The organism is Sodaliphilus pleomorphus (assembly GCF_009676955.1).
Taxonomy (GTDB): Bacteria; Bacteroidota; Bacteroidia; order Bacteroidales; family Muribaculaceae; genus Sodaliphilus; species Sodaliphilus pleomorphus.
In genome coordinates this window covers 1,704,783-1,730,454 of sequence record NZ_CP045696.1, presented here as the reverse complement: position 1 = coordinate 1,730,454, position 25,672 = coordinate 1,704,783, and the positions used below count along the sequence as shown (strand labels likewise).

12 protein-coding genes are annotated in these 25,672 nt (G+C 58.5%); 2 read left to right on the top strand and 10 right to left on the bottom strand.

The features are described 5' to 3' along the window. Position 1: 1 nt before the first annotated feature. From GF423_RS06905 to GF423_RS06870, 8 genes are all read right to left on the bottom strand, one after another. On the bottom strand, positions 2 to 1,975 hold the full coding sequence (locus GF423_RS06905) for an LTA synthase family protein (protein WP_241004953.1): 1,974 nt from the start codon (positions 1,973 to 1,975) through the stop codon (positions 2 to 4). Further along, positions 1,975 to 2,235 carry a hypothetical protein gene (locus GF423_RS06900; protein WP_154327654.1) on the bottom strand — a complete coding sequence of 87 codons (261 nt, stop codon included), beginning with the start codon at positions 2,233 to 2,235 and terminating at the stop codon, positions 1,975 to 1,977. The genes GF423_RS06905 and GF423_RS06900 overlap by 1 nt, the downstream gene beginning before the upstream one ends. 52 nt (positions 2,236 to 2,287) lie before the next feature. Continuing rightward, entirely contained in the window at positions 2,288 to 3,799 is a 1,512-nt protein-coding gene (locus GF423_RS06895; protein ID WP_154329003.1) for a GH3 auxin-responsive promoter family protein, read from the bottom strand. Between the two features lie 202 nt (positions 3,800 to 4,001). After that, a complete protein-coding gene (locus tag GF423_RS06890; protein ID WP_154327653.1) occupies positions 4,002 to 4,877 on the bottom strand; it encodes a hypothetical protein in 876 nt (291 codons plus the stop codon). Positions 4,878 to 4,934: 57 nt separating this feature from the next. Continuing rightward, on the bottom strand, positions 4,935 to 6,809 hold the full coding sequence (locus tag GF423_RS06885) for a SusD/RagB family nutrient-binding outer membrane lipoprotein (protein ID WP_154327652.1): 1,875 nt from the start codon (positions 6,807 to 6,809) through the stop codon (positions 4,935 to 4,937). Positions 6,810 to 6,841: 32 nt separating this feature from the next. Next, positions 6,842 to 9,994 carry a SusC/RagA family TonB-linked outer membrane protein gene (locus GF423_RS06880; RefSeq protein ID WP_154327651.1) on the bottom strand — a complete coding sequence of 1,051 codons (3,153 nt, stop codon included), beginning with the start codon at positions 9,992 to 9,994 and terminating at the stop codon, positions 6,842 to 6,844. A 357-nt stretch (positions 9,995 to 10,351) separates the two neighbouring features. Further along, positions 10,352 to 12,229, bottom strand: coding sequence for a SusD/RagB family nutrient-binding outer membrane lipoprotein (locus GF423_RS06875; protein WP_154327650.1), 1,878 nt, complete (start codon positions 12,227 to 12,229; stop codon positions 10,352 to 10,354). Positions 12,230 to 12,266: 37 nt separating this feature from the next. Beyond that, entirely contained in the window at positions 12,267 to 15,515 is a 3,249-nt protein-coding gene (locus GF423_RS06870; protein ID WP_154327649.1) for a SusC/RagA family TonB-linked outer membrane protein, read from the bottom strand. Between the two features lie 171 nt (positions 15,516 to 15,686). On the opposite strand from GF423_RS06870, the gene GF423_RS06865 reads away from it, so the two are divergent. Next, the gene (locus GF423_RS06865) at positions 15,687 to 16,976 is read left to right on the top strand and encodes an IS1380-like element IS612 family transposase (RefSeq protein ID WP_005814044.1); all 1,290 of its coding nucleotides are present in this window, start codon (positions 15,687 to 15,689) and stop codon (positions 16,974 to 16,976) included. A gap of 538 nt (positions 16,977 to 17,514) precedes the next feature. Beyond that, positions 17,515 to 18,888, top strand: a complete 1,374-nt coding sequence (locus GF423_RS06860; protein ID WP_206113154.1) for an MATE family efflux transporter — start codon at positions 17,515 to 17,517, stop codon at positions 18,886 to 18,888. On the opposite strand, the gene GF423_RS06855 is transcribed toward GF423_RS06860, so the two are convergent. Together GF423_RS06855 and GF423_RS06850 are read right to left on the bottom strand one after the other, a co-directional pair. Next, entirely contained in the window at positions 18,857 to 19,945 is a 1,089-nt protein-coding gene (locus GF423_RS06855) for a glycosyltransferase family 4 protein (protein ID WP_154327648.1), read from the bottom strand. The genes GF423_RS06860 and GF423_RS06855 overlap by 32 nt on opposite strands. A gap of 282 nt (positions 19,946 to 20,227) precedes the next feature. After that, complete coding sequence (locus tag GF423_RS06850; RefSeq protein ID WP_154327647.1) at positions 20,228 to 25,309, bottom strand: hypothetical protein; 5,082 nt, start codon at positions 25,307 to 25,309, stop codon at positions 20,228 to 20,230. Positions 25,310 to 25,672: the final 363 nt, after the last annotated feature.

Below are 25,672 nucleotides of genomic sequence, written 5' to 3'. Positions count from 1 at the left end.
CTCAGCGGCGACGCACCACGAGCTCGTTGTGATTCATGCGCTGCATGTATTGCTGTATGAGCGCTTTCAGGGTCACCTCCATGGCAGCCTGCTCCTTGACCCTGCCCGCCAGGTTGTGCCTGAGCAAGGGATCGGTCTTAAACCGGTACATGGCCGTGACGCGCTGCCCGTCGAATTGCATCATGTAGTCGCCCCTCATGTACTGGAACACGCCATTGTTGTAGTTGAAGGCCCAGGTGTCGCGCGGCGGCGTCGAGAGCAGGTCGCACCCAAAGGCCACATAGGGCTTGTCGTAGCCCAGCAGGTGCATGAGCGTGGGCATGATGTCGGTCTGCTGCGCTATCACGTCGGTGCGCATGGCCGGCTTCAGGCTGCCGTCGGGCGTGAAGAAGATGATGGGCACGCTGTAGTGCCCCAGGTCGGTCTTGTACTCGGCATGCTCGCTCAGGCTCGCATGGTCGGCCACCAGCACAAAGATGGTGTTGCGGTACCACGGCTGGCGGCTGGCACGCTCAAAGAAGCGGCGCAGCGACATGTCGGTGTAGCCTATCGACTTGTAGATGGGCAGCTTGCCCTCCTTGAACACCCCCTTGTACTTGTCGGGAATGTGGAACGGCTCGTGCGACGAGGCCGTGAACACCGTGGCCACAAAGGGCTGCCTGAACTGGTTGACGTTGTCGAGCATAAATTGCAGAAACGGCTCGTCGTAGATGGCCCACTTGCCGTCGAAGTCGTCCATGCCGTGATAGGCCGGATTCTTGGAACGGCAATACTCATTGAGGCCCACATAGCGGTCGTAGCCTATGTCGCGGGCAAAAGCGTTGAAGCCCATCGAGATATTGTGCCCGCCATGGAAAAAACAGCTGTAGTAGCCCAGCGGCTTGAGCATGCTCGGCACGCCCTGCACGTCGTTGAGCGTGGCCGGCGTGAGGAAAAACGGCTCCACCATCATGGGCAGCCCCGAGAGCACGCTGGGCATGGCGTCCATCGACTTGCGACCGTTGGCATAGCTGTACTGGAAAGTGAGACTGCGCTTCACCAGCGAGTCGACAAAGGGCATGTAGCCCTTGTAGCGCCCACCTTCCAAGTGACGGTTGTAGGCGCCTATATACTCCTTGCCCATGCTCTCTACAATGAAAATGACCACGTTTTTGCGGCCCTGTGAGCGCTCGTCGGGCCGCGGCACGACAACTGGGTCAAAGGCGCGCCTCATCGCCTCCTGCGGCATGTAATGAGGGTCGGCGAACGCCTTGTGCCCGATGCTGCGTATCAGGGTGAACGGCGTGTTGAGCACCACCGTGCCCTCGATGGGGCGGTTGACAAAGGCGTTGGCATTGTTGATGGTGATAGGCTTGGTGCCGGCTGTGGCGCTGCCACGCACCCCAATAATGGCCGCTGGGGCGACAACGAGCATCGAAACGACCTGCAACACATAGTAGTGCCATCGAGCGCCCCACACGCCCTCTCTGGGCTTCACAAAGCATATCCACAAGATGGCAACCATCATCACCATCACCAGCAGCAGGTACCAGTGGTTGCACGTCTCGCCGAAGATGATCGAGGCGATGTTGTCCTCGTGGGCAAACTCGCTGAAGACCGACATCGTGGTGCGGCGCCCCGTGTACTGCACATAGACCGAGTCGATGAGGTTGGCCGCCAGGCCCAGGCTGTTGGTCAGCACATAGAGCCACTTGAGCCCCTGGTAGAAGCCGGGCTTCTCCTTGCAGGGCACGGGCAGGAGCGTGAGCGCGAGATAAAGCGCGTTGATATAGAGCAAGGCCGAGGTGTCGAAGACCAAGCCGCCGTGCAGCATGCTGCCGGCCAGCTTCCACGACATGTAGGGGGCAAAGGTGCTCCAGTTGACCAGGAAAAACACCACTCGCGAGAGCATGTAGACCACCAGGGCCGTGACCATGTTGATCAGGGCCGCGCCCACGGGGGTGTACTTGAAGCGTGAAATATTCATTGTAGCCATTACATGTAGACCAGGCAGGTGAACGACACATAGCTGAGCCACACGATGCCCACCAGCATCCAGGCCACCTCGGGGCGCTCGCGGTACACCCGCCGCGCCAGGAAGCCGCAGCCCACAGCAAAGACGGGCATCATGAGCAGCACAAAGCGCTCGAGGGCGGTGTCGAAGTGGTCGACGTGAGTGATCATCACGGGCCACAGCACCACGGGCAGCATGGTGAGAAACACGACTATGCGGAAATTGCGTTCGCTTATGATCATATCATCTGCATGTTTTGTTTTGTATTGTTGTTTCTAAACCGAGCCGCCGCCGTCAATCATTGAGCTTGAGCATGGCCTCGATGATGCGGCGGTCGTTGCTCAGGCGCGGTATCTTGCGCTGGCCGCCCAGCTTGCCGGTTGTCGCGAGCCAGTCGTCGAAGAGACCCGCCCGCGCCACCACCACGGTGGGCGCATCGAGAAAGATGTCGCCGGCACGCTTGGCCTCGTAGTCGCTGTTCACCTGCTTGAGGTGCTCGTCGAGCGAGCGGGCAAAGCCGTCGAGACTCTCAGGCATCGTGGCAAACTCTACAAGCCACTCGTGGCGGCCGCGTGTGTGGTCGCCGGCATAGACCGGGGCGGCCGTGTAGTTGAGCACCTGGGCGCCCGTGTCGAGGGCAGCGTGGGTGATGGCAAAGTCGGCATTGTGCACCATGAGCTCCTCGCCGAAGGCGTTGATGAAGCTCTTGGTGCGGCCGGCTATCTTTATCTTCACGGGGTGCGTCTGCTCCACCGTCACCGTGTCGCCTATGCGGTAGCGCCACAGCCCGTTGCAGGCCGTGATCACCAGCTCATAGGTGCGGCCGGCCTCCACCTCCCACACCGGGTACACCTCGGGCGACGAGCTGGCGCTTTCCTCGACGGGAATAAACTCGTAGAACACGCCCACGTCGAGCAGCAGCAGCATGGCCGTCGAGTCCCAGTCGCTCTGCACGGCAAAGAAGCCCTCGCTGGCATTGTAGGTGTCGAGAAAGTGCATGCGCGACATGTCGCACAGCTTCTCATATTGCTCGCGGTAGGGTGCAAAGGCGATGCCGCCGTGAAAAAACACCTCCAGCCCGGGCCACACCTCGTGCAGGCAGCTGGCCCCCTTGCGCGCCATCACCTCCTTGATGAGCGTGAGAAACCACGAGGGCACGCCCGAGAGGCTGGTGACGTTCTCATTCATGCTGGCCTCGACCAGCGCCGGCAACTTCTCATGCCAGTCGCTCATGAGGGCAATGCGCTTGCTGGGCACCCTGAACAGGCCCGCGAGCGGCGGAATGCGGTTGATGAGCGTGGCGCTCAGGTCGCCCACGTGCACACCTGGCTTGAGGTCGAGCGCGTTGGCAAAGCTGCCGCCCAGTATCAAGGCCTTGCCCCCGAAGAGCTTGCTCCCGGGGTTGAGGTTGAGGTAGTGCGACACCACGTCGCTCGAGCCCTTGTAGTGGTTGTGCCGCAAGGCGTCGCGCGTGATGGGTATATACTTGCTCTTGCCGTCGCTTGTGCCCGACGACTGGGCAAAGTCGGTGGTCGTGCCCGGCCACAGCACGCCAGCCTCGCCGCGCACCATGCGCATGATGAACGGCTGCAGGTCCTCGTAGCTGAACAGCGGCACCCGGGAGGCAAACTGCTTGTAGGTGCGCAGGCTCGAGAAGTCGTAGCGGCGGCCCATCTCGGTGAGCGCCGCCTTCTCGACGAGCTTCACCAGCACACCCTGCTGAATGGCGTCGGCATAGTCCTTGTAGCGCAGCTGCTCATAGAGCCGCGCCATGAAATGCCTGCGCACCAGCGGTGTAAAATCAATCATGACTGTGCTTCGATTTGTCTTGGCTGCAAATATACTAAAAAGTAGCCACAAGTGGGACAAAACACCGTCACAATCACCGCCCAATCGCTCGACCTGCCCCACCCCGCCCCAAATCGAGCGCCGCAGCGCGCAGCACATGTGGCTGCCCGTTGCGGCGCAAGAATATAATTTTTTTACCGGCTCACGAGGAGCGGCGGAATCAATAGGCCGTCCAGCGCGACACAGCCACGCGCACCGTCTTGGACGTGCGCACGCCGTGCACATAGAGGCGGTACTGGCGGCCTATGTACCACGTCCAGTAGTCGGTGAAGGCCTTCACGCGGCCCGCCGTGTTGGACACATACTCAAGCTGTCCCTTGTCCTCGCCGGTGGTGCCGTCGATCACATGGAAGGTGTAGTAGCGGCTCTGGTAGCCCTGGCTGTTGTACACTGTCTTGGTCACGTGCAGCGACTCCCAATCGGTGCACTCGCCGAAGCCTATGGGCTTGCCCAGTGGCTCGTCGTATTGCTTGGTCGAGTCGCCCTGTATGTAGAGCTGCAGCTTGTCGGTCGACGGGGTGCCGTCGGCCTCATACATGAAATTGTACCACTTGGTGCCGCAGTACTCGGCAGTCTGGGTCGAGCCGCCAAAGGTGGGCATCTCGCCGGCTTCGAGCACGATAGGGTCAGCGTTGTCGTCGACCACAAACACCTGATACTTGCCACCAGCCTTGAGGCCGCGGGCCTTGCCCGTGTAGAAGGGCTGGGCATCGATATTCACCCCGTCGAGACGGTGGAAGAGCGTGATGGTGACATCGCCCGATGCCACGGTATAGTACATGCCCACAGCGCCGCCCGGCACACCGTTGAAGGTGGTGATGAGCGTCGACCCATTGTTGGCATAGTTGATGCCGTTGATGCCCACCTGGTAGATGTAGTTGGACGAAACGGCAGTCTTGGGCGCCATGTAGAAGATTTGGAGTTCGGCTTGATGGGCGGTGTCGACCGGCTCCATGTTGTATTCCACGTTCTTGTCGCTACATGCCGAGGCAATGGCCAGCAAGACAAGGAATGCAATATAATTTAAATATTTCATACTGTAATCAAGTTTTTTTTTGAGTTGATATCTTTTCTTATCTTGTAATCACGCCCGTCACTGCGGCATGTCGCCCGGATAGGCAAACCACGGGATCGAGCACTGGTAGTCCTTGGCATCGCCGGCAATGGGGCGCAGGGCCTGCAGGCTGGGCAGGTTCCACATGTACTCGGAGTTGTAGCGCGGGCGCAGCCTGAAGCAAGGCGAGCCGTTGTTGTCGTCGTTGTACGACCCCTTGCGGCCCTGCACCTGGGCTGGATACAGGTAGTAGCCCTTGTACACCTTGGTGGGGTCGTCGTCGCTCTTCTGGTTGAGCGTGGTCTTGTCCCAACCGTTGCCGTTGCTGGGATAGTCGCCGCTGTAGGCGATGTCGTACATGTACTTGCGCTGGTCGACCCACACCTCGCCGCCCCCCCAGGGATAGAGGGCCACAAACTTCTGCATCATGATGTGGCTCAGGTCGAAGTCGCTCATGGGCAGGCCGGCCACATAGGGGCCGTCGAGATACTCCTGGGCAATCTTCTTGAAGGTGGCTGCAGTGATCTTGTCGCCCTGGTGGGCGCCGGTGCCCGAGTTCTGAATGGCCACGCCCGGCACCAGGTAGCTGGCAGTGAACTCCATGTCGGCTGCTATGGCTTGCTTCCAGGTCTCAAAGGCCTCGGTCTTGTCGCCATACTTATACTGCACCTCGGCCTTGTCGAAGAGCATCTCGGCATAGGTCGACAGGATGTAGGGCGCATCGTTGCGGTAAAGCCAGCGTCCGTTGCCCTCGGCATCGTCGTTGCTGGCATGGTTGCGGCCGAAGAACGACGGCGCCGACCCGATGGGACCGCTGTAGCCGGTGAAGCCGCCGCCATAGTAGTGCAGCTTGCGCAGCGTCATCCAGTCGTCGATAGTGGCCAGGCTGTCCTTGTCGACTGTAGCCAGCTTGGCAAACACGCGGGGATCCATGTGGCCAGCCTCCTCGAGCGTGTCGCATATCACCTGCTTGCTGGCCAGCTCATAGGGGCAATAGGTGTTGCTGTCGACGGGCACCTTGTCGCCATTGGCATCATAATAGGGCACCGTGCCGGTAAACACCTCGACGGCATAGTCGTGCTGGAAGTAGCTCCAGCTCAAGTTGCTGCGGTAGGGGCCCCAGAAATTGTTATAGGACGACTCCGAGGCATCGGCGCCGCCGCCGCCCACCTCAACCGTGGCGTTGTCGGCATTGCCGGCAAAGGCCTTGGAGCAAGCGTCGATAAACTCGTCGTAGTACTTGGCCTTGAAGTCGCGTTTGCAGGTGAGCGAGGCCAGGTTGCGCACAATCACGGCATAGCCAAACTTTATCCACTTGTCCTTGTCGCCGTGGTAGATGTAGTCGTTGTTGCTGATCTTGCTGCCATACACCGAGTTGTCCTCGCGCTGCAGCAGCTCGATACCTGTCTTGGCCCACTCGCGTATCTGGGCGTAGATTTCGGGCTGATAGTCGTAGTCGTGCGACAGGCGGCCAGCCTCGTAGGCTTCCTTCATAGGCATCTCGCCATGTTGCTTGGTGGCCACGTCCCACGAGTAGGCCTTCATGATATAGCCCATGCCGGCGAGCGTCCAGTTCTGGGCCTCGAGACTCTGGTTGATCATGTTCTCCAGGTTCATGCCCTGGCTCCAGTAGAGCATGCGCCACACCTGGCCGGCAGCATCGCTGTTGCGGCTATAGTAGTGCAGGGCATAGCTGACGTAGCTCGAGGTGCCCATCATCTGGGTGAGCGGCGCGATAGCACGCAAGTCGTAGTAGAGCTCCTGGTAACTTTGCTCGATGCCTGCCAGGTACAGGTAACCGTCGACATAGTCGGGAGCATCGGTATTCTTGTTCACGTCGAGGTAATCGTCGCAACTCGTCGCGCCGAGCGAGGCAACCACCGTCGTCAACAGGATATATATATATTTTCTCATATATTTTTTTACTATTTAAAACTGTGAGTAATTTAGAATGTAACCGACAGGCCCACCGAGTAGGTGCGCGGGCTGGGCAGCGACCAGTAGTCGTAGCCCTCGCCGCCGGTGCCGCCGGCTGCCGCACTCATGGTGTTGCCAGCCACATCGATGCCAGTATAGTTGGTGATGGTAAACAGGTCGTTGGCCGAGACATAGAGCGTGCAGCTATTCATCGTGTTGCGGGTCACCTGCTTGAGCCACTTCTGCGGCACCACATAGGCCAGACGCAGCTCCTGGCAGCGCAGGTAGTTGATCTTGTGCTCGATCCAGTCCTCGTTGTTGCCGGCATAGGTGGTGGAACCATAGTGACCCATGTCGACAGCGATGGTGTTGACCGTGGGCGTGGCGGTGTTCTCCTTGCCGTCCTTGAGCACGCCGTTGAAGATAAACGAGCCGCTCTCGCGCATGTCGACGCTCTCCCAGCTCAAGCCGCGGGCCATCATCTCGCGCATGGTGGCATTGTACACATCGGCATGGTAGCGACCCTGGAACAGGGCGCTCAAGCGCCAGCTCTTGTAGCGCACATAGGTGCTGAAGCCAAAGCGCAGCTTGGGCTCGCGGTCGCCCAGCACTTTCCACTTGCCGCTGTCGTCGAGCATGGGCAGTCCCGAGGTGGGATCGATGAGCACCTGGCCGGCATCGTTGCGCTTGTAGGCAATACCGGTGATGGTGGTGATGGGGTGCCCCTTCATGATGCCGTTGCGCACGTTGCCATAGTTCCACGTGTAGGCATTGTAGTACTCGCTCAGGTTGGCAGGCAGGTCGACCACCTTCGACGTGGTGTGGGAGGCATTGAGCCCGAAGTTCCATACCAGGTCGCCGTGCCTGATGATGTCGGCGTCGATGTGGCCTTCCCAGCCCCAGGTGTTGAAAGTGCCCACATTCATGTTGTTGAGAATAAAGCCGGTGGCATAGCTCATGCGGAAGCCGGTCACAATCTGATCGGCGCAGTGGGTGTGGAACCACGTGAAGTCGGCATTGATGCGGTCGTTCAGGAAACGGGCCTCGGCGCCCACCTCGACACTGGTTGTCATCTCGGGCTTGAGGTCGCGGTTGGGACCAGTGAAGCCGTACTTGTAGCCACCGCCATAGAGGCCGGTGACCTCAAGCTCGGGATTGATGCTGAGCACAGGGGCGTCCTTGCCCACGCGGGCCACGGCGCCGCGCAGCTTCAAGTAGCTCAGCCACCCCAGGTCGTTGAGCCCCTTGAACTCGGTGGGGATAAACGAGGCCTCGACTGCCGGGTAGAAGTAGCTGCGGTTGTTGGCTGGCAGCGTCGACGACCAGTCGTTGCGGAAGCGGAAGGTGACATAGGCCATCTGCTTGTATCCCAGCTCGAGCTGCCCCGACACGGCCTGGACGCGGCGCTTGGTGGAGCGCTTCTTGGAGGATACCGTCGACTCGGTGCAGTTGTTGATCGAGTAGAAATCGATGACCTTGAAATTGGACCCGTACGACGACAGGCGCTTCACGCCGTTCTGCTGCTGGTGGTAGCCAAATTGCAGACCGAAGGTGAGCTTCTCGTCGAAGAACTTGTTGTTGTAGCCGGCCAGCACGTTGAACGACGGGTCGTAGGTGTCATACTTGGCTATGTTGTAGCTACCCGAGTTGTTGGAGTCGTCGCTCTCCTGATTGGCCGAGCGGTAGTAGGGGTGAGTGCCGCTCTCATAGGTCGAGGCCGAGGCGTCCCAGCCAAAGAGCGCACGCACATACACGTGATCGATGGGGGTGAAATTGGCCGTAATGTTGGAAATGATGCGGTCGGTCACGTCGAAGTTCAGGTTCTTGTACAGGCCGAAAAGCGGGTTGAGCAGGTCGGTGTCGGTGTAATACTGGGGATAGCGCATGTGGCTGCCGTCGAGGGCCATGTAGTTGCGCATGTCGTCCATGTTGGGCCACTTGTAGCTCAAGGCAATGGGGCCGGCGGCGCCGCGCAGGGCCTTGCGGTTGCTCGAGTGCACATATTGGGCATTGCCCTCTACCTGCAGCCACTTGGCCACCTGCACACGGCCGGCAACGGTCACGTTGGTGCGCTTGAGCGACGTGGTCTTGACCACACCGCTCTGGTCAAACATCGACAGGCCGGCGCGGAAGCTCATCTTCTCCGAGCCACCCTCGGCGCTGAAGTTGTGACGGTGCATGAAACCCGTCTGCACCACTGCCGCAGCGTTGTCGTAGTAGGGCACGCTGTGATCATACATGGCGCCGTAGTGGTTGGTGTAGTAGTAGTTGGTCGAGTTGTAGGCACCGTTGGTGTACTTGTCCTGCACCTCGGGCCAGCCATAGGCCTTCGACCACGATATCTGGTTGCTGTAGGCCAGCGTGGTCTTGCCGGCATGGCCCTTCTTGGTGGTGATCACGATGGCGCCGTTGGAGGCATCGCTGCCATAGAGGGCCGCGGCGGCGGCACCCTTGAGCACCGTCACACTCTCGATGTCCTCGGGATTGAAGTCGTTGCCGCGCGACGAGAAGTCGGTCGAGCGCACACTCAGGCCTGTCGACGAGTCGTCGGTGGCAAACTCGGCAGTGGGGTTAAACGAGGTGTTGTTCATCGGGATACCGTCGATCACATAGAGCGGCTGGTTGTTGCCCGAGAGCGATGTGGCACTGCGCAGCACCACCGTGGTCGATGCGCCCGGGGCTCCCGACGAGTTGGTCACGCTCAAGCCCGACACACGGCCTTGCAAGGCCGAGATAAAGTCGGTGCGGCCCGAGGCCTCGATGTCGACAGCCTTCACGTTTTGCACCGACGAGCCCACAGCCCGCTCCACGCGTTTCATGCCATACTCGCCCGTCACCACCACCTCGTTGAGCTGGTTGCTGCCGGCTTCCATCACCACAGTGCTGGCTTGGGCAGCAGGCACTTCCTTGGGCTTAAGACCTATATAGGAAAATACCAGGGTGCTGCCAGCAGGCGCTGTTATCGAGTAACGACCGTTGATGTCGGTGACACTCACCTTGTTGGTACCCTTCACCTTGATTGTGACACCTATGAGCGGCTCACCATCGGCGTCTTTCACAACACCTGTCACTTTGTTGCTTTGCGCTTCGGCTGTGAAGCCCACGTCGGGAAACACATTCATCCCCACGGGGGCACCACATGCGATGAATAGCGCAGTGAGCAAGACACAATGTTTTTTCATACACACATGAGTTTTTTTTAGTTTTTAATTAAATAAACTTATTTTGAGGTTTATCGAAAACAATAGGCGTTTCTAATTATCATTACAACCCTGCACAATTAGGGCCCACCATGTTTTGATTTTTTAATTAATCTTCTGCAAATGTGTGAATTTATTTTAACATTGCAAAATATTTCTACTGTTTTTTTTGATTTCTGCGCTACTTGCCTTTCGTGCAGAGAGGCCACGACACTCCCCCTCCAGCCTTGAGGCCGCGGGGCGGGGAAAAAAGCGGGTGGGGGAAAAAGACAACGGCCGCCGGGTCTCACACTCGAGAGCCCGGCGGCCGTGCTATAGCAGTCTATAAGGGTTTCAATCTCATTGCTGGTCGCTGTCCCACCACACGGGGATAGTCCACACATCGTCGGCAGCATTCCACAGCTTGACCTTGGGATCCATGTTGGCTCCAGGCACCTCGCTGCCTATGGCCTGCAGATTATCGGCGTTGTAGTCACGCTCGTGCGAGCACTGCATCCAGCGGCGGAATTGCTTGCCCTCGGGGATGGCCTTCAAAGCCGCGGCACTCAGGGCGTGCTGTGCAGGAATGGCCCAGCCCAGGAAGATGTTGCTGTCGTAGTCGTAGCGGCGCATGTCGTTCCACACCTCCATCGAGAAGAGCAGGGCGATGCGCTTCTGCGTCATGATCTTGCCCAGCGTGAGGTCGCTGGCAGTGCCCAGGCCGTTGTTGAGGAAGTTGTCGATAGCCTCCTGGCTCATGGGCGCAAACGACGGGCACTTGCCCAAACTGTTATCTTCGGCCACCCACGCATTCAGCTTGGAGTTCATGAGCTCGATCGAGGCCTTCGCACCTTCCTTGTAGGCAGTGTAGGCAGCAGCGGCGTTGCCCTGGCGGAAGAGCACCTCGGCCTTGATGAAGCAGCACTCGGCATAGGTACCCACATAGGTGGGAGCACTCACGCGGGTGTAGAAGGTGCCCGACTCGCGCGAGTTGTCGTCGTTTTTCTTAGCGCGGAAGAAGAGGTCCTTGTTGGCATGATAGCCCTTGGAGCTGCTTGTCTCCTCCACATACACCGTATCGCCCCAGCGAGCCTCGCTGGTCGAGGGCACCCACCAGTGGTCGCCCGAGTGAGCATAATCTTTGTTAGCGCCATATATTGCACGCAGCGGGCCACCGGCAGCCTGAATGCCGCTTTGCATGTCGACACCCAGCGAGCGGCGCCAGTTGCCGTCCCACTTGATCTCGGCGGGGCTGTTGGCGCTCTTGTGCGAGTAAGCCCAGGGAATGATGTGGTCGGCACGGGGATCCTCAACGCCGTAGCCGGCAAAGTTGGTGAGGTTGTCGTAGAGCATCTTGGTCACCATGTAGCCGGCATTCATGCCGCACACCGAGAACAGCGGGCTGTAGTCGACGGGCTCGTCCCAACCCAGCACATCGTGGGTAGAACCGTTGGCATCGGTGTGATTGATCACGGTGTTGTCGGCATTGCTCTGCATGGCCTGGTCGAGCTCGGCGAGGATGGCGGTGGGATCCCACTTGCCGTCCTTGTAGCTACCCTCGCCCTTCTTGATCAGGTGATTGAGCCAGCGGGCCTTGAGCAGGTGAGCCAGCTTGATCCACTTGTTCACATCACCGCCGTTCCACCAGTCGCCTTCAGAGAGCTTGGGCAATGTAGCCGACTGGTTGAGGCCCTTGTTGAGCAGGTCGATGGCCTCGTCGATATCGTTGATGCAGCCCATAAAGATGGTCTTGCCCGTGTCATATTTCGGCATTGCATTAATGCCTCCCGCCTCGGTATAGGGCATCTCGCCATAGAGGTCGGTCATGAGCATCATGCCATAGGCCTTGATGACCTTGGCCACGCCGGCATACTGGTAGTTGCCGGCCGCCATAGCCTTGTCGTACATGTCGGGCACGTTGGCATAGGCGCCCACAAACCACCACTGGTAGGGCGTCGTGTTGATGGCGGTACCAGGCAGCCATATCGACATGTTGTAGTAGGTGCCACCATTCACATAGCGGGTCCAGTCGCCACATGCCATGCTGCTGCGCCAGGCAGCAAACTGGTTGGCGTCGTTGGTGTAAAATTCAATGTGAGCCAGTCGCTGATAGTATTCAGCAATCTCGGCCGAGGGGTTCTCAGGGTCGGTATTGATGTTGAGCCAGTCGTTGCACGAGGTGAGCGACAATGCTGCTGCCCCAAGCCCACACAATATGATTGATTTCAATAGTTTCATAAATCTTGAGATTTTGCAGTTTGGATAAAGTTTATACTTAGAAAGTGAGGTTCACGCCAAAGGCGAAGCTCGACGTTGCAGGAACACCGCAGTAGTCGAAGCCCACCGACGACGAGCCGCCGCGGCCAGCACCGGCTGCAGCCACCTCGGGATCACCATCGTAGTTGGTGAAGAGCAACAGGTTGGTTGCAGTGGCGGTGAGCGATGCACGCTTCACAAACTTCATGTGCTGTGCCAGCCACTCGCCAGGCACGTTGTAGCTCAGCGAGAGCGAGCGCAGACGCAGGCTGTTGACCTTGGTGATCCAGTTGGCTGTCTCATAGTTGTAGTAACCCGTGTAGTAGCTCTGGATGATGTTGTAACCACTCATGGTCACACCGTTGAATGCATAGGTCTGATCGGGGCTCCATGTGTGCGACATAGGCTCATAAATGGGCTTTTTGTCCTTGTCGACACCCGTTTGCACCACGCCAGCCACCGAGAGGTCCTGGCTGCGCACATCGGCCGAGAACTTGCTCACGCCGGTCATCGTTGTAGCATACTTGGTGCCGTTGAACACATCACCGCCCACGCGGAATTCCCACAGCATGTTGAGGCTCCAGTTCTTGTAGGTGAAGGTGTTGTTCCAGCCGCCAGTGAACTTGCTCTCGCGGTTACCTACCTCGTAGGTACCATTATCCCTCGTGGGCATGCCGTTCTTGTCGAGGATGAGCTGGCCGTAGTAGGGGCTCTCCTTGTCGCTCACGCGAGCCCACTTGGTGCCTGCAATGGCCATGAAGTCGCCTCCCGAGAAGGTGGCTGCCTTAGCACTACCATATTGCACATCGGTCACATACATGATGTCCATGCCCTTAGGCAGGTTCTTCATGGTGCCGCGGTTGCCGGCAGCGTTGATGCCCGTCTCCCAGGTGAAGTCGGCAGTCTTGACGGGAGTGCCGCTCAGGCTGATCTCGAGACCCTTGTTGTAGACGTCGCCAGCATTGATCGAGCAGAAGATGTAGCCCGTAGATTGCGGGCCGCGGGGGCTCAGAATCTGGTTGTAGGACTTGTTGTTGTAGTAGGCAATGTCAAATTTCAGGCGGTTCTGCAAGAAGCGCGTCTCAAGACCGATCTCAAACGAGCGGGTCTTCTCAGGCTTCAAGAATGGGTTGCCACGGCTCCAGGTGTTGCCCACGCCCACCGTTCCGTTCAAGTAGGTACCCACAGGCCACAAGTAGGTAGCGGTCTCATAGGGGTTGGTGTCCTTACCCACCTCGGCCCAGCTGGCACGCAGCTTGCCGAAGGTGAACCACTCGGGCATGCTCTCGCGCATGAGCTCGGTGAAGGCAATCGACCCGCTGAAGCTCTGGTAGTAGTAGCTGCGGTTGTCCTTGGGCAGCGTGCTGGTCCAGTCGTTGCGGCCAGTATAGGTGAAGAAGTTGGCGTTGCGCCAGTCGGCACGGAACTCGCCAAACAAAGCCACAAGGCGCTTGCGGCTCAAGGCGTGCTTGAACTTGGTGTAGTCGCTACTCGTTGAGGAGGGCGAGTAGAAATCAGATATTGCAAAGTTCCAAGCCATCTCATAGTCGCTGCGTATCTTGGTGTAGTCGGTGCTGGTGCCCAGCATCAGGTTGAGGTTGAAGTCGCCCAGCTGCTTGTTCCAGTTGCTCATCAAGTTGGTCGACAGGTAGCGGTACTTCATCGAGTTCATCGAGAGCATGCCGTTTTGCCACACCTGCTTGATGGCGCCGCCTGCAGCGATGCGGTTGTTCATCTCGGTGGTATAGGAGTCCACACCCATGCGGTAGCTCACCCACCACCAGCTGGCCAGGTCGGCCTTGACGCTGAAGTTGCCGGTGAAGCGCTCAGTATTGTCGGTCATCTTGTTCTTGTTCACAAGCCAGTAGGGGTTGTCGGTCTCATCCCACGGGTCGAGACGGGTGCCAAACATGCGGTAGCGCGTGCCGTCCTCGTTGAGATAGTGGCGCATGTCGCTGGTGGGACTCCAGTTGTACACACCATAGAGGGCACCGGTGCCTTGCGAGCCGTAGAGGGCTGCACCGGTCAGGGTCTTGGTGGTGCGTGCGTCGCTGTAGGCGGCATTGGCCCCGAAGGTGAATATCTTGTACTTCTGCTCGCCGTTGAAGCGGAAGGTGGTCTTGGTGTAGCCCGTGGTGGGCACCACGCCATCCTGGTCGTAGAAGGAACCCGAGAGGTAGAAGTTGCTGTTTTTGGTGCCGCCGCTCACGCTCAGGTTGGTATCCCACACGCCGGCGGTCTTGAAGAAGTCGCCGGGGTTGTCGTAGGTGGGAGTGCCCTCGGGTATGCGATCGCCCCAAGAGCTGTAGGAGAAGTCGTTAAACACGGTGCCCGTGTAATTCTTGTCGGCATCATACTGATCTTCCATGTAACCACGCCTGTAGGTCTTCTGCTGCTCGGGCAGGTCGCGCACCCAGCTGGTGATGTAGTTGGCATTGAGGTTGATCTCGACGCGGCCTTCCTTACCCTTCTTGGTGGTGATGATCACCACGCCGTTGGCAGCGCGGCTGCCATAGAGTGCCGATGCGGCCGGGCCCTTGAGCACGCTCATGTTCTCAATGTCCTCGGGGTTGATATCCATCACGCGGTTCGACGAGGTGGTGGCGCTGGCCATCGAGCCGTCGAAGGCCGAGTTACCCACAATGGTGGCCGAGTTGTCGTAGATCACACCGTCGACCACAAACAGCGGCTGGTTGTCGCGGTTCTCCGAACCCGAGGTACCGCCGCGCAAGATGATTTGCGAGCCTGCACCTGCTGCACCGCTCGACTGGGTGATGTTGACACCGGCAATCTTGCCCGAGAGCGAGTTGATGGCATTGGTGTTCTTGTTCTTCATCAGCTCTTCCGAGTTGATGTCGTCGACTGCATAGCCCAGGGCTTTCTTGTCTTTCTTGATGCCGAGAGCCGTCACCACCACCTCGTCGAGGTTGGTCGTGTTAGACATCATCTGCACATCGACTGTAGAGCCAGTCACTGGCACCTCCATGGGCTTGTTGCCTATGTAGGAAATCACCAGTGTGCTGCCTGGTGCTGCCTTGATCGTGTACTTGCCGTCGACATCGGTAGCTGTTGCCACGCTGGTGCCTTTCACCTTCACGGTTGCACCTATCAACGGTTCTCCATTGGCATCTCGCACGATACCAGTCACTTTACCACTATGGCTTTGCGCCATTGCCGTGAAGCCCACGCTGGGCGACATTGTCGTCAGTCCAGCAGGCAGGCCACACGCCAGTAATAGCGAAGCCAGCAAAACACATTGCTTTTTCATACACACATGAGTTTTTTGTTAGTTTTTAATTGAACCTTAATTCCGCAACACTATAATTTAACTTTATTTATAAGTTCCTGAGCAACAAAAAGTTGCCCAGGATTTTGCCATGTCAGAATTTTCACTTATCTTAGTGTTGCAAAAAGAAAACAAGCAAAACTCTAATATGACATGGCAAAAATACAAATTAAATCTGAGAAACTCACACCTTTTGGAGGAATTTTTTCAATCATGGAGAAATTTGACTCCATGCTTTCACCCGTTATCGACTCAACACTGGGTCAGAGATGCAGCAGTATCTTCGGATATCAGTTCAGCGAGATAGTCCGTTCGCTGATGAGCGTTTATTTCTGTGGCGGCTCATGCGTGGAAGACGTAACGTCACAACTGATGCGCCATCTCTCGTATCATCCTACCCTTCGTACATGCAGCTCTGATACCATCCTCAGAGCCATCAAGGAACTGACACAGGAAAACATCTCCTATACTTCCGACCAAGGCAAGACCTATGATTTCAATACTGCAGACAAACTCAACACATTGCTTATAAACGCTTTGGTTTCTACAGGCGAGTTGAAGGAAATTGAGGAATACGATGTTGACTTTGACCATCAGTTCCTTGAAACGGAGAAGTATGATGCAAAACCGACCTACAAAAAGTTCCTCGGCTACAGGCCTGGCGTATATGTTATCGGTGACAAGATAGTCTATATCGAGAACAGCGATGGTAACACGAATGTGCGTTTTCATCAGGCAGACACCCATAAGAGATTCTTCGCTCTTCTGGAATCCCAGAACATCCGTGTAAATCGCTTCAGGGCAGACTGCGGTTCCTGCTCGAAGGAAATCGTCAGTGAGATAGAGAAGCATTGCAAACATTTCTACATCCGTGCCAACCGATGCAGTTCGCTCTACAATGACATCTTTGCTCTGAGAGGATGGAAGACGGAGGAGATTAACGGCATCCAGTTCGAACTCAATTCCATTCTCGTTGAGAAATGGGAAGGCAAGTGCTATCGTCTTGTCATCCAGAGACAAAGACGCAACAGTGGCGACCTTGACCTGTGGGAAGGCGAATACACTTACCGTTGTATTCTGACCAACGATTACAAGTCATCGACAAGGGACATTGTTGAATTCTACAATCTGCGTGGCGGCAAGGAACGTATCTTTGACGACATGAACAACGGATTCGGTTGGAGCAGGCTCCCCAAGTCATTCATGGCGGAGAATACTGTCTTTCTTCTGCTTACTGCATTGATACACAATTTCTACAAGACCATCATGAGCAGGCTTGACACCAAGGCTTTTGGGCTCAAGAAAACGAGTCGCATAAAGGCTTTTGTCTTCAGATTCATCTCCGTACCTGCCAAGTGGATCATGACTGCAAGGCAATACGTGCTGAATATCTACACAGAGAACCGAGCTTATGCAAAACCCTTCAAAACAGAATTCGGATAAGAATCCTTTCTTTCCGGTTTGAATCTGCGTATTACCTCAAGTCGCATCGTGGGGTAAGGGGATGGTGGCTACATATTGATGTTGTGCTGTTGCTTTTTACTGAAAGCTGCTACTAACGACTCATAAATCTACCCTTAATCGTGTATTGGATGATAGTTGCGGATTTTAGGTTGAATAAACTTATTTTGAGGTTTTTATTCTTCAATAGAATATCCCATTTAGTGCTCATTTAGAGTCGTTGTGGCTCTAAAGTGTACCTTATCAATTCGCAAATTTGTAAAAAAAATTTTAACAGTGCAAAAATTTTTTGGCCTTTTTCAAAAAAATCTTTTACAAACATCAAAAAAAACATAAAAACATGTTGTAAAACACATCTCAGCCACTCGATTTCAATCCCTTGCAGGCAGCACGAGGCAACACTGCCCTACCCTGCCGCGCTACATCAACGATTGTTAAGAGCAGCAAAACAAGACACCCACAACCCTACATACAGAAAAAAGCAGTAATTTTGCAATCTTGCATAAATTCACACAAGCACATGGCACAATCCAACACGATCGACATGCTGCACGGCCCGCTCTTGAAGAAGATTCTCGTCTTCGCCATGCCGCTGGCTGCCAGCAGCATCTTGCAGCAACTCTTCAACTCGACCGACGTGGCCGTGGTGGGACAGTTCTCCAGCCACCAGGCACTGGCGGCCGTGGGCAGCAACGGCCCCATCATCAACCTGATCGTGTCGTTGCTCATAGGCCTCTCGGTAGGAAGCAATGTGGTGATTGCCAACAACATCGGGGCAGGCAACAAGGCGGGGGTGAAGCGAGCGGCGGGCACCACCATGGTGGTTGCGGCGGCCGGAGGCCTGCTCATGATGATCGTGGGCCAATTCCTGGCCCGCCCCATGCTGGAGCTGGTCGACACGCCGCCCGACGTGATCGACCTGGCCACGCTCTACCTGCGCATCTTGTTTTGCGGCATGCCGCTCGTCACGGTCTACAACTTCGGGGCTGCCATCTTGCGCAGCAAGGGCGACACGCGGCGGCCGCTCTACATCTTGCTGCTGGCCGGCTTCATCAACACGGGGCTCAACCTGGTGTTTGTGATCGTGCTGCACATGAGTGTGGCCGGCGTGGCCATTGCCACCGTGATAGCCAACGCCGTGAGCGCCCTGCTGGTGGTGCGCCTCCTGCTACACGAGGAGGAGCCCTTCAGGCTGCGCCCGGGTGAGCTCGGCATCGACATGGGCGAGCTCAAGCGCATCATGCGCATCGGGCTTCCGGCCGGACTGCAGGGCATGGTGTTCAGCATCTCCAACGTGTGCCTGCTCTCGGCCATCAACGGCTTCGGCTCGGTGGCCTCGGCAGGCAGCGCGGCCTGTCTCAACTTTGAAATGTACAGTTATTTCCTCATCAACTGCTGTGGGGCGGCGGCCACCACCTTTGTGGGGCAGAACTATGCTGCCGGCAAGCTCGACCGCTGCCACCGCGTGTTTGCCATTTGCATGGGGCTCAGCGTGGCCTCGTGCGGGCTGGGAGTGGCCATCTTCACCTGGCAGTCGGGGCCGTGCCTGAGCATTTTCTCGACCGACCGGGCTGTGATAGCCTATGGCGTGACACGCATGCACTGGGTGCTGGCCTGGCAGTGGCTGGCCAGCAGTTATGAGATAGCCGGAGCCTGCATGAGGGGCATGGGCCACTCGACCCAGCCGGCACTGCTCACGGTGTTTGGCACGTGCATCCTGCGCCTGGTGTGGGTGTTTGCCGTGAGTCCACACTACCACGACTTCGGCATCCTGCTGGCGGCCTACCCCATCTCGTGGGTGATCACGGGCACCATGGTGATATGGGCCTATGTGGTCGTGGCGCGCAAGGCGCGCAAGCGCCTCACGGCTTCGCTTCCAGCTCTTGATAAATAGTCATCATGGCATCGGCCACGGGTTGCATGGCAAACTGCTCGATGTGCTTGGCTCCTGCCACGGCCATGGCCTGGCGGCGGCCGGCGTCGCCGGCTATGGCGGCTATGGCCTGGGCCAGCTGGGCCGGCGAGTGGGCGTCGACATAGAGGCCGCCCGGGCCGCCAGCCTCCTCCATGCCCGACCCCGTAGCCCCTATCACCGGCGTGCCGCAGCTCAGCGACTCGATGAGCGAGATGCCCAGCGCGTCGTGGCGGCTGGGGCACACCGTGGCCACGGCCTGGTGGTAGATGGCTGGCAAGTCGCTGGCATGCACCTGCGGCAGGCGGTAGAGGCGCTTTTCCACGCCGCACTCGGCCGCCAGCGTCTTCACTTTCTTGTAGTAGGGCGTGCTGTGCCCCACAATCACAATGTGGAGGTCGGCACTCGGCACCTGGGCCAGCGCCCTCACTGTGAGCTCCAGGTTGTGACGCTCGTCGAGAGCGCCTATGCTCAGCACATAGCGCGGCGGCAGGTCGTAGAGGCCCGTCACGCGCTCGATCTCGCTGCTGGTGACTGCGACCGTATAGGCAGGCTCGCACCCCGGGTGCACTACCCTCACCTTGCCAGGCTCCACGCCGCAGGTGCGCTCGAGCTCGCGCTTCACGCTCTCGCTGCAGGCCACGATACAGTCGGCCACGCGGCATGCCTGGGCCGTGTCCTGGTCGAGCTCGGCAACGGTGACCACGCTGCGCATGCCGCTTTTCTCGATGCCACGGGGCAACACGCCGTCGATGCCGTGAAACACCTTCACATAGTGGCGGTGGCAGGCGTGCAGGATGCCGCTGCCCGTGCGCCAGCGGTTTTTGAGCAACGTGAGGCCGTGTGGCGTCTTGATGTGCACACACGGGGCATTGAGCAATAGCCGCAGGTGGCGGGTCTCCTGCGGCAGGCAGGGAGTGTACAGCATGTAGCGGTGGTGCGGGTGGCAGTGGGCCAGCGCCTCCACTATCATGCGCTGGGCGTTGCCGCGGCTTGTGCGGTCGTGCAACACGCAGCTTGCATCATATCCAATATTCATTTCCTTTCAAAAAAAGTGAGCCTGTTTTCACTCTACAGGTTTCAATTGTTGTCTTGCGACGGGGGACTAAGTCCATTTTCATAGCCAAAGCGGTGCAAAGGTAAATAAAAAACACCAATTGATGAAAATAAATTCACAGCCATCTCCCCTGCCCTGCTGTCGCCGCAAGGCATAGCGCAACCGGCTGCCAGAAAGCAATAGAAAGCGGGGACTTGCTCTCGTGAAGCAAGCCCCCGCTCGATGGGGACACGGGCCGCTGCCTGGGGCAGCAGCCAGCGATTGTTATTTCACAATTACCTTGCGGGTGGTGCCGTCGCTGTAGCGCACGAGCTGCACGCCCTGGCAGCCGGCATCTACTGGCTGGCCCTGCAGGTTGTAGCGGCCCACAACCGTTGCAGCTCTACTGCCCGTGACGCTGGCCACGCCAGTGGCGTTGGTGCACGAGAGTTTCACCTGCTTGGTGTAGGGGCCCCAAGTGGCAGTCATCACCACCTCGCCGTTGTAGGTGCTGGCAAAGGTGGCGCGGTTGCCGTCGACAGCGACGTCGGTCACCGAGGGCGTCCACACCAGGCCAGCCGGGGCTCCCACGTTGAAGTTGCCCGTCACAGTCGAGTAGGTGTCGCCCTCTTGCACGCACACGGCTGCTGCATAGAACACTGCCGGCTGCAGCGTGCCGCACTCGACGAGCACTGGCAGCATGTAGTCGCCCAGGCTCTTGAAGTCACCGCCCAGGTCGGCAGTGCACAGGTTGCGCATCGACAGGCCCGTGCCCACCACGTTGCCGTAGGTGCCGTAATCGGTGGTGTAGTACACACTCGAGGCCACGTTGCCGTCGTCCCACACCCTGCTGTTGGCAGGATTCACACCTATGATGGCTCCGCAAGTATCGGCGTCGGCCACAAGCTCGCCAGCATTGTAGCAGTTGTAGAACGCGGTGCGGCTGGGGTAGGGCACACCCACGAGGCCGCCCACCTGCGAGGCTCCGGTCACCTTGCCGGCGTTGTAGCAGGCGGTGAACACGGCTCCCGACGCACCGGCCAGGCCGCCGATGCAGAAACCCGACTTGGCCACCGACGTGCCCTTCTCGGTCGAGGTGGTGGCTATGTCGCCCACATTGAAGCAATGGGTGATTGCACCCGTTGCCATGCCGTAGGCCTGGATGCCGCCAGCGCGGCACACGGCGGCTGTGATGTTGCCCTCGTTCCAGCAATGGGCAATCGTGTCGTTGCCTCCCGACATGAGGCTCACGATACCGCCCAGGGCATCAAGACCGCTTATGTTGCCGGCATTGTAGCAATGGGTGATCACGGTGTAGCCGTTGGTGGTGGTGGTGATGCCGGCAGCAGTGCCCTTGCCAGCCACAATGCTGCCCGTGTTGTAGCAGTTGTCGATGGTCACGGCATCGCTGGCCGATGAGCCATTGGATGTGCGCATGCCCAGCAAGCCGGCGACATACATGTTCTTCTCCGAGGTAATGGCACCCGTATTCCAGCAATGCGTGTAGCTGGAGCCCGAACTGTAGTAGGACTGCAAGCCTGCAGTGGGTGCACTCGAGGTAGAGCCCGTCGAGGCGCTCGTGATGGCACCCGTGTTGTAGCAGCTGTCCATCACCATCACATAGCGGCTGCTGCTGCCGCCGGCCACAAGGCCGGCAAGGTTGCCCTTGGCCGTGACACTGCCCGTGTTGTAGCAGCCCTTGAGCACATAATGGCTCTTGCCCGACGAGGCACTGCCGATGAGGCCGGCTGCATAGGTCGACGAGGTACTCTTCTCGTTGACCACGTCGCCCGTGTTGTAGACACTGGTATAGGTAGCTGGAAGCGAGAGGGCAGTGAAGCCGCCCGTGTAGCTTTGCGTGCCTTGGTTGGTCACCTTGCCCTCGTTGCCGCAGCGCACGAGCGACGCCCCCTCGAGCACACTGGCGGCAAAGCCGCCCACGGTGCCCGACGCACCGGTCACGGGTGCACGGTTGTAGCAGTCTTCGAGCTGCGCAGTAGCGCCCACATAGGCAGCAAAGCCGCCCACACCGGTGCGCGTGCTGGTCACGGCTATCTTGTTCACGCAACGCTGCATCTTGCCCAGCACGGTGCCGACGAAGCCGCCTGTGTAGGTCTGCGTGGTCTGGACAGCACCCTCTATCGTGAGGTCGTGCACCACGGCCTTGTTGCCCACCACGGTAATGACGCCTTGGGCTGTGGCTGTGGGCGAGAACTTGAATCCCCTTATCGTGTGGCCGGCGCCGTCGAGGTCGCCCTGCAGGTAATTGACCTTGTCGTAGCCCATCGACACGAGCGTGGAGTCGGTGAAGTCGATGTCGTTCATCACCTTGAGATACTTGCCGGCGAGGTCGGTCTTGCAATCGACCATGTAGCGTGCCACGGCGTTCCAATCGCGGGCATTGGCAATCAGGTAAGGACTGGCCTGCGTGCCGGCGCCATTGAGTGCAAGCTCATAGGGGGTGAGCAGGGCTATTGTCTTCACATAGGCGCCCGCTGTGGCAACGAGCGTGTCGAGGGCCACTGCTGCGGGCTTCACCGGCACCTTGAGGGTGCTGCCATCGATGCTGAAGGCCGTGCCCTGGGCGAGGGCCCAGGTGGTGCCCTGCGGGGCCGCGAGTGTGGCATCGCTGGCGAGGGCCATGGCATTTTGCTGTGCATCGATGTTCACAATCACCTGGCGCGAGGCTGCCGCCGTGGCTTCGGCGGCAAAGGTCTTGAGGGTGGGGTAGGAGCCTGCGGCAAAGTCCCACACGCTGCTGTCGTAGCCCTCGAGCGCGGTGCCGCTGGTGAGCTGCTGCGTGAGCAGCCCCAGGGCGCCGTCGAGGTCGGCATTGGCGCTGGCCTTGAGGGGAGCAATCTGTGCATCCCAGCAGGCACTTATCTTGCCTTGAGTGCCGGTGCTGCCGCCCAGGCCGCCCACCAGTGCGGGGTCGCCCGAGTAGACCGTGCCATAGCTCATCGAGGTGTAGATGTCGTTGTTGCCGTCGCCCGAGCTCGACTTGCCCAGCGAGCCGGCAAGGCCGCCGGCATTGCTCTTGACAGCCGTCACGGTGCCCGTGTTGAGGCAGTTGCGCATGACCATGCCGGTGGCCTGGCCCACTATGCCGCCGGCATACATGTGGCTGCGCGTGTTGAGCAGCGAGAGCTGGCGCGTGGTCACGCTGCCGGTGTTCATGCAGTTGTCGACCGTGCCGGCGCAGTTGCCCACGATGCCGCCCACATTCTGGTAGCCCGAGCTCACGTTGCCGGCATTGAAGCAGTCCTTCACGGTGCCGCCCTTGTTGTTGCGGCCCACGATGCCGCCTATCCCGTTGCTCAGGCCCGTCACCTCGGCATAGTTGCGGCAATTCTCAACGGTGCCGTAGTTGTCGCCCACAAAGGTGCCCGACGAGGCAAAAAACTGAATCGTGGCGTCGCTGGCCACAGTGAGGTTCTTGACCACGCCGGTGGTCTCGAGCCGGCCCACGATGCCGCCATACAGGGTGCAGCCGCCCGTGCCCGTGAGGGGAGTGCCCGTGCCGTCGCCAAAGTGGCTGGTGGGCTCGGTCTTCCATTTCACATAGCTGGTGAGGGCCAGGTTGTGCAGGGTGTGGCCGTCGCCGTCGAGCACGCCGGCAAATCGGGCGTTCACGTCGTTGGGAAGGTTGCATATTCCCTTGAAGTCGGCACTGTGCTCCATGTCGATGTCGTTGACGATCTTGAAGTAGGTGCCCGGGAAAAACACTTGCTCGTCGGTGGTGATCCTTGACAAGGCCACCATGTCGGCCTTGGTCTTCAGCAAGTAGGGACTTGCCTGGGTGCCCTCGCCCTCAAAGGCCACCGGGGCAATCTTGAGGGCATACTCCATGGTGTCGACGCCGTTGAGCATCAGGAGCGTGTCGGTGCCGAAGGTGCCGTTGAGCACAAGGCTGTCGGGCGTGAGGGTGCAGCAAGTGCCGCCGTGCTTGAGCTCAAACTTGGTGTTGCCCAGGGCAGTGAGGCCGGCATTGCGAGCCACGTTGCCCAGCGAGTTCACGCCATAGAAGTGGATAGCCGAGGCGCTGTAGCAGGCCGCCTCGGTGTCTTGCAGCCCCTTCACGCGCGGATAGCTGCCCGCGGCGAGGCTCCAGTAGGCGGCGGGGAAACCCTCGGGGCCCGCGGCGCTGGTGAGCGTGGCGGTGCTCACGCCATGCTGCTGGCTGCCCAGGTCGGCCATCTGGTTGTCGTAGTACACACTCGTGGCAGTGAGCGTGGCGGCCGTGTCGACGGTGCCGAAGAGCTCGCGCATGCCCGTGGAGGTGTCATACTGGTAGGTGCTGCAATTGATGGTGCCGGCTGTGTAGCAGCTCAGCACCTCGGGCTGGTAGACGGTGCTGCCCGATTTAAACAAGTTGACATAGCCCGTGAGGCCGCCCACATAGGGCGAAGCTGCACAGTCGACATGGCCAGTGGCATAGCTGTAGCGCAGGTAGCCGCCCAGCATCTCGCCCACAAGGCCGCCCACGTGGGCCTGCCCGTAGAGGCCCTTGACCAGGGCCTTGGCAAAGCAGCGGTTGACCATGCTCACCGTGGCGCGGCCAAAGAGGCCGCCCACCAGCAGGTTGGTCGAGCGGTTGCCGTTGACGGCATAGGTGCCATCGACCGTGCCGGTGAAATAGCATCCCACGGCAGTGCTGTTGAACAAGTTGCCCACAAGGCCGCCCACCGGCATGCCCTGGGTGCCGCCGCCGTCGACGGTGCAACCCGTGGCCCAGGTGGTTTCCATGCTGCCGTGCTCAATCTCGCCGGCAATGGCGCCAACAAAGCCGCTCAGGCCTATCACCGTAGTGTTCTCGACCGAGCAGTTCTTCACCGTGCCCAGCGAGCCGCCCAAGCCGCCCACGGCGGCCGTGTAGCAACCCACGCGGCTGCCCGCGACGTGCACGTCTTGCAGCGTGCCCTTACACAGGCCGGCCACAATGCCGGCAAAGTAGGACTCGCTCACCACCGTGGCATTGTCGAGGGTGAGGTTCTTGACCACGCCCACAGTGTCGACGTTGCCAAAGAGGCCGGCATAGCCCTTGCGCGACACGTTGAGGCGCTTGATGGTGTAGCCCCCGCCGTCAAGGGTGCCGGCAAAGGCATGGTTGTAGCTGTTGCCTATCGGCTCAAACACCGAGTCGAGCAGGTCGATGTCGCCCGTGAGCTTGAAATACAAGCCCTTGTAGGCGCGGTACATGGGCGAGGCCTCGGTCCCGCCGTTGCTCACATTGTAGGCATTCACACGGGTGGCCAGGAGCTCCAGGTCGGCCCGGGTGGCAAGCTGGTAGGGATTGGAAGCCGTACCCGACCCCGACCATCCCGACACGTCTTGCGCCAGTGATGCGAACACAGAAAAAAACATCATCAATACCGTAAATGCGATTTTTCTCATTCTTTCATCAGGTTTAAATTAATAGATTATCTCCTGCAAATTTAGTTAATTATTAATGACTTTAAACATTTATCCGCCATTTTTTAAGTTTTATCTCCCGCAACCCCGCTGCAACGGCGGCCCTGTGACCCAACATTTTTTTTGCGACAGGGAGCATCTCGCAAGCATTGCATCACCAGCTTGAGCACACAAGGCGCAATGCAAGGGCGATCTGCACACTTTTTCACAAAAACATAGCGATTTTGTTTTGAATTTTATAATTTTTACCTATTTTTGCTACTGTTATAAACTCACTCACATCTAAGTTTTAATTGTTGCCCCCCAAAAAATTATGAC

What these genes read in the sequence shown, in the direction of transcription:
- GF423_RS06905 (WP_241004953.1), bottom strand. Translation starts at nt 1,975, where the DNA reads ATGGCTACAATGAATATTTCACGCTTCAAGTACACCCCCGTGGGCGCG.
- GF423_RS06870 (WP_154327649.1), bottom strand. Translation starts at nt 15,515, where the DNA reads ATGAAAAAGCAATGTGTTTTGCTGGCTTCGCTATTACTGGCGTGTGGC.
- GF423_RS06860 (WP_206113154.1), top strand. Translation starts at nt 17,515, where the DNA reads ATGGCACAATCCAACACGATCGACATGCTGCACGGCCCGCTCTTGAAG.
- GF423_RS06890 (WP_154327653.1), bottom strand. Translation starts at nt 4,877, where the DNA reads ATGAAATATTTAAATTATATTGCATTCCTTGTCTTGCTGGCCATTGCC.
- GF423_RS06865 (WP_005814044.1), top strand. Translation starts at nt 15,687, where the DNA reads ATGGCAAAAATACAAATTAAATCTGAGAAACTCACACCTTTTGGAGGA.
- GF423_RS06855 (WP_154327648.1), bottom strand. Translation starts at nt 19,945, where the DNA reads ATGAATATTGGATATGATGCAAGCTGCGTGTTGCACGACCGCACAAGC.
- GF423_RS06880 (WP_154327651.1), bottom strand. Translation starts at nt 9,994, where the DNA reads ATGAAAAAACATTGTGTCTTGCTCACTGCGCTATTCATCGCATGTGGT.
- GF423_RS06900 (WP_154327654.1), bottom strand. Translation starts at nt 2,235, where the DNA reads ATGATCATAAGCGAACGCAATTTCCGCATAGTCGTGTTTCTCACCATG.
- GF423_RS06875 (WP_154327650.1), bottom strand. Translation starts at nt 12,229, where the DNA reads ATGAAACTATTGAAATCAATCATATTGTGTGGGCTTGGGGCAGCAGCA.
- GF423_RS06885 (WP_154327652.1), bottom strand. Translation starts at nt 6,809, where the DNA reads ATGAGAAAATATATATATATCCTGTTGACGACGGTGGTTGCCTCGCTC.
- GF423_RS06850 (WP_154327647.1), bottom strand. Translation starts at nt 25,309, where the DNA reads ATGATGTTTTTTTCTGTGTTCGCATCACTGGCGCAAGACGTGTCGGGA.